The organism is Maribacter sp., assembly GCA_020629415.1.
Lineage (GTDB): Bacteria > Bacteroidota > Bacteroidia > Flavobacteriales > Flavobacteriaceae > Maribacter > Maribacter huludaoensis.
On sequence record JAHDDL010000045.1, the window covers coordinates 22,732 to 28,602 of the forward strand.

Here is a 5,871-nt window from a genome sequence, read left to right on the forward strand (position 1 = left end):
CTATTACGAATTCCCTGTGCTTTCCAAACATAGGCAGGTCCTCTCCAAGAACCGTTATCTTGCATACCACCGTATACATTATATGGGTATTCGTTATCTGTTGCAATGTGATAAAATTGCGCAACGGGTAGGTTCCCCACAAATCGCCATGTTTTTCCGCCATCTTTAGAGATATTGAGTCCGCCATCATTACCGTCCATCATAAACTGACCGTTTTCTGGGTGAATCCAAAAGGCGTGGTGATCGGGGTGTACCCCGTTATCCGCACGGTATGCAGGCATCAATTGCGTAAAGTTTTTGCCGCCATCTTGCGATACATTTACGTAAGTGAATACAGAAAATACCCTATTTTCATTTTCAGGATCAACATAAATTTCGGAGTAATAGAAAGGTCTGTTACCTATATCGCTCTTATCGTTTACTTTTTTCCATTTAAAGCCGCCATCTTCAGATTTGTACAACGCATTCTTTTTGGCTTCAACCAAGGCATAGATAACTTCAGGTTTTCCCGGAGCAATGGCTACACCAATTCTACCCAGGTCACCAGCTGGTAAGCCATCTTCCTCGCTTAATTTTTTCCAGTTTTTACCACCATCGTGGGTCATGTAAAGTCCGCTACCAGATCCACCAGAATTAAAGAACCATGGCTCTCGTTTGTGTTCCCACATAGCAGCGATCAGTTTATTAGGGTTGGTAGGATCCATAATAAGATCTGCAACCCCTGTTTTGTTATTTACGAACAACACCTTTTCCCAAGTCTCGCCACCATCGGTAGTCTTAAAAACGCCGCGTTCTGGGTGTTCTCCCCAAGGAGATCCAATAGCACCTACATAAACCGTGTTAGGGTTCATGGGGTCTATTTTGATTCTATGAATATGTCTGGTTTTTTCAAGACCCATTGATTTCCAGGTCTTTCCACCATCAAGGGATTTGTACACTCCGTAACCACCGTTTAAGCTATTTCTAGGATTACCTTCACCAGTACCGGCCCAAATTACGGACGGATTACTTTGTTGAATGGCCACAGCACCAATAGATGCTGTCACTTCTTTATCAAAAATTGGTTCCCATTTTACGCCACCGGATGTAGATTTCCATAATCCGCCAGAAGCGGTACCTACATACATAATATCCGGATTGTCATTGACAACATCAATGGCGGTTACACGGCCGCTCATACCACCGGGACCAATGTTACGGGGCTTTAGGTCTTGAACCAGGTCCATTTTAAAATCTTGTGCAGAAACGAAAATAGATGCGAAAAGCATCAACAGGGAGAGTAATCTTCTTGTCATTTGAGTGGTTTGTTAGTTATGTTTCTAAAAATAGCGGAAAAGAAAAGGAAGTATTCTTAAAAGGATGTTAACAGTATGTAGTTTTGAAGAATCCGTAATCCTTTAACAGTTTTGCAGTCCAGTGTTCAGTGCTCAGTCAGTGGTTACAGTGTAGTTTACGGTGCTGAATGGTCAGTTCGAGTGGCTTTTTAGTTGTAGCATAGCGGAAACTGAAAAGTTGCCTGCCTGCCGGCGGGCAGGTATCGAGAATTTTTGGAACACATAAAGGTTCTCGATACAAATTTCTCGTTCCTCGAAATTCACTCGAACTGACCAATGATAATTAGGTCACTGAGCGTAGCCGAAGTGATAGTTTGTTCAGTTGGCAGTATCAGATTTCACCAATAGTTGAGCCATGCGTTTCTCCTAAACCAAGGTCACTGAGCGTAGCCGAAGTGACCGAGCAACCAACACCCAACAACCAACAACCAATCAAAGAACTTGAAAAATCCCGAACAACTCGTTCCCCTGTCTTGGTTTAATGGAGTTATAGCAAGGATCGAAAGTGATCGTTTTAAAATAGGGCGATAAATAATTGGTGTACAGATCTTTGTTTCCGCCAAAAGGTCGTTTTTCCATATCACCGGTTAGGGGAAAAGTGAACCAGAGTCCCACTAATTTCCCATTAGGTTTCAATAGGCTTGCCATTTGTTTGGCATAGGCATTTCTATTGGCATCGGTAGGTACAAAGGAGCAGAAAAAGGTTTGCTCTAAAATTAGATCGTATTGGCCTTTGAACTCAAAAAAATCAGATTGGTGCATGTTTTCATCGGGGAAATCGGGATTTCTTTTTTTAAATTCTTTTAACGGAATTTCAGAAATATCTAGAATATGGACGTTGGAGAATCCTTGTTTCCAAAGGTATTCGGCTTCGTAAGCATTTCCGGCACCCGGAATTAAAATCTGAATCGATGTATCGGTTAATTGATCGGCATATTCTTTAATGGGCGTAGAAGGGTAGCCAATGTCCCAACCCATATCTTTATTTATATACCTTTCTGTCCAATAATGCTCTTCTTCTTTCAAGATAATATAGTATTTGTCGGTACAGTAAATTTAATCAGAATTAGCCAATTTCTACCAGCTATGTAGAATTGAATACCATTGATCATAGTTTCATTGCCGTAGATAAATCAAATACCTATCTTTCGTATCTACTAAATACCAACTACTTAAATACATGAAATACTCTTTTTTATTGGTAATGGCAATTTGCCTAACGTACGTTTGTTCAGCGCAGACAAATCCACAATGGGCACGTTACCCGGCCATTTCTCCCAACGGTGAAACTATTGCGTTTACGTACAAAGGAAACATCTTTACAGTGCCTGTAGATGGTGGCGTGGCAAAACAGCTAACGTACCACGTTGCTAATGATTATGCTCCGGTTTGGAGCAAGAACGGAGAAAAAATTGCTTTCTCCTCGGACAGATACGGCAATTTTGATGTGTATATCATGGATGCCAAAGGCGGACCGTCAACCAGGTTGACATACCATAGTAACGATGAAAAGGCGTTCAGTTTTTCTGCCGACGACACTGCTGTTTTATTTGGTGCCATGCGATTGGACGCTGCCGAGCATCGCCAATACCCAACAGCATCACAACCAGAACTGTACAGTGTTCCCGCAAATGGGGGCAGGGTAGATCAGGTGTTGACCGTTCCGGCAGAAGATGTACAAGTAAATGCCGATGGTACAAAAATGGTGTACCATGATAAAAAAGGCTATGAAGATGCCTTTAGAAAGCATCACACATCTGCCATTACCAGAGATATTTGGTCGTATGAACCAGCAACGGGAAAACATACTAAATTAACCAATTTTAAGGGGGAAGACCGTAATCCGGTATTTTCAAAAGATGGCAGTGCCATTTACTATTTAAGTGAGCAAGAAGGCTCTTTTAATGTCTTTTCCATGTCGTTGACGGGAGCACCTGAAGTTGCTGCACATACCAGTTTTAAGACCCACCCGGTACGCTCGTTAAGTATTGGGAACAATACCTTGGCATTTGGTTATGATGGCGAAATTTATACGCTAAAAGCCGGTGAAGGTGCTAAGAAGGTAGAAATCATAGTAAGAACGCAAGAAGAAAGTAATGCTATCACGTATAAATCGGTCAATGGTGGTGTTCAAGAAATGGATGTAGCCCCTAACGGCAAGGAAATTACATTTATAAGCAGGGGAGAAGTATTTGTGACCTCGGTAGATGGTTCGTTGACCAAGCGTATCACCAACACCCCGGAACAGGAACGCTTTGTAAAGTTTACTCCAGATGGCACATCTGTAGCGTACAGCAGTGAACGTAATGGCAAGTGGAGCATTTTTAAATCTTCAAAGGTGCGATCGGAAGAACCTTATTTCTTTGCGGCTACCCTGATCAAAGAAGATACTTTGGTGACGTCTAAAAATGATATTTACTTACCTGAGTTTTCTCCGGATAGTACCTATGTGGCATATATAGAAGATAGAAAGACCTTAAAGGTCAAGAATTTAAAAACAAAAGAGGTAACCACATTATTGACTCCGGATGAAATCATACATATGAGGGACGGAGACCAGTATTACCAGTGGAGTCCGGATAGCAAATGGCTATTGGTAGATTGGAGTATTTCACTGAACAACACGGAGGTGCTTTTGATATCCAAGGATGGGAAAAAGCGTAAAAACCTGACCCAAAGTGGCTACTATGAGTACTATCCAAAATGGGTGAACGATGGTAGTCAGATTATGTATTTCACTAACCGTAACGGACTAAAAAGTTATGCTACCAGTGGTTCTTTTGAGACCGATGTATATACCATGTTCCTGACCCAAGAGTCTTGGGACAAATTCAACAATACCAAAGAAGAGTATGATCTGTTGAAAATGATAGAAGAGACTAAAAAAGAAAAAGAAGGCGAGGATAAAGATGATAAAAAGAAGAAGGATAAAAAGGAAGATAAGCCAAAGGTAAACACCTTAAAGTTCGATTTGGAGGATGTAGACCGAAGAAAAGCGCGATTAACCATACACTCCTCTAAATTGTCTGATGCCGTACTCTCAAAAGATGGGGAAAAACTGTACTACCTGACCAAATTTGAAAAAGACTACAATCTTTGGGAAACCGAAATACGTACCAAAAGCACCAAAATGTTGGTGGCACTAGGTGCAAAATCGGCAAGTTTACAGTGGGATGCCAAAAAGGAAAACTTATTTTTATTATCAGATGGTAGCATTTCTAAAGTAGATGTTGCGGGCGGTAAAAAAGAACCGGTAAAACTGAATGCCGAAATGGTATTGGATGCCGATGCCGAACGTAAATTTATGTTCGATCACATTTGGCTAAAGACCAATGGCATATTTTATACCTCTACCTTTCATGGAATTGATTGGCAAGCTATGCGTTCCGAATATGAAAAATACCTGCCGCATATTGGCAATGACTTTGAGTTTATGGAAATGGTATCGGAAATGTTGGGAGAGCTGAACGTGAGTCACGCCGGCGGACGCTTCTACGGTGCTATTGAAAATGGTGATGAAACCGCATCGTTGGGTATTTTTATGGATTATGATTATAAAGACGACGGAATAAAAATTTCCGAAGTCATAAAAGGCGGTCCGTTGGATAAGGCTGGCTTTGACATTTCACCCGGCATGATCATACAGAAAATAAACGGTGAGACCATTGGTGCAGACACGGATGTGGCGCGCTATTTAAACCGCATTGCCGGAGATTTTACCCTGCTTGATATTGTGGATGAAAAAGACAAAAAGAAACAGCTGACCGTAAAGCCTATTTCGCTAAGGGAAGAAGGAAGTCTGTTGTATGACCGTTGGGTGAAAACCAATGAAAAAGAAGTACTTAAAAAGAGCAACGGAACCTTGGGCTATGTGCATATACCGGGCATGGCAGACGGACCTTACCGTACCATTTATGAAGAAATGCTGGGTAAGTTCAATGATAAAAAAGCGGTCATTATAGATACCCGTTTTAATGGTGGTGGCGATTTAGTAGCAGACCTGGCCATGTTCTTTACCGGTATACCATTTTTATCATATGAAACCGAAGATAGGGTAGTGGGTGGCGAGCCAACCTCTAGGTGGACAAAACCAACCTTGGCCATGTTCAATGAATCTATGTATAGTGACGGTTCTTGCTTTGCAAGTGGCTATGTAGATTTAAAGATAGGTAAGACCGTGGGAATGCCCGTACCGGGTACCTGTAGCTTTGCTGGTTGGGAACGTTTGCCCAATGGAGATGTTTGGGGCGTAGTACCCGTAAGTGCCAAAAACAAAGCAGGCGAATGGATGGAAAACAACGAGACCGATCCAGAGTTCATTGTTAAAAACCAACCCGGTGTTATTGCAAACGGCATTGATCAGCAACTGGAGAAGTCAATTGAGGTGTTACTGAAAGAGGTGGAGTAGGGCTGAATTTAGGAATAAGGGATAATTACGATTGTACATATATTTTTATATTTGGGGATATGTACAATTGTGTTCATATACAATAGTTGTATGTAATTTAAGCTAGCGAGCGGTTTTATTTTTCAAGGG

3 protein-coding genes are annotated in these 5,871 nt (G+C 41.5%); 1 reads left to right on the forward strand and 2 read right to left on the reverse strand.

Features of this window, described 5'->3' with window-relative positions; translation table 11 throughout:
• Together QZ657_RS14895 and QZ657_RS14900 are read right to left on the reverse strand one after the other, a co-directional pair.
• Positions 1–1,295, reverse strand: a 1,295-nt coding sequence (locus QZ657_RS14895; RefSeq protein WP_412759691.1) for a VPS10 domain-containing protein, incomplete at its 3' end; no start/stop codon positions are given.
• A 471-nt stretch (positions 1,296–1,766) separates the two neighbouring features.
• Entirely contained in the window at positions 1,767–2,360 is a 594-nt protein-coding gene (locus QZ657_RS14900) for a methyltransferase (RefSeq protein WP_366934179.1), read from the reverse strand.
• A 154-nt stretch (positions 2,361–2,514) separates the two neighbouring features.
• On the opposite strand from QZ657_RS14900, the gene QZ657_RS14905 reads away from it, so the two are divergent.
• A complete protein-coding gene (locus QZ657_RS14905; RefSeq protein WP_291967886.1) occupies positions 2,515–5,742 on the forward strand; it encodes a S41 family peptidase in 3,228 nt (1,075 codons plus the stop codon).
• The last annotated feature ends 129 nt before the right edge of the window (positions 5,743–5,871 follow it).

Excerpts from the sequence above, each read along its gene's own strand:
- QZ657_RS14905 (WP_291967886.1), top strand. The coding sequence starts at position 2,515 with ATGAAATACTCTTTTTTATTGGTAATGGCAATTTGCCTAACGTACGTT.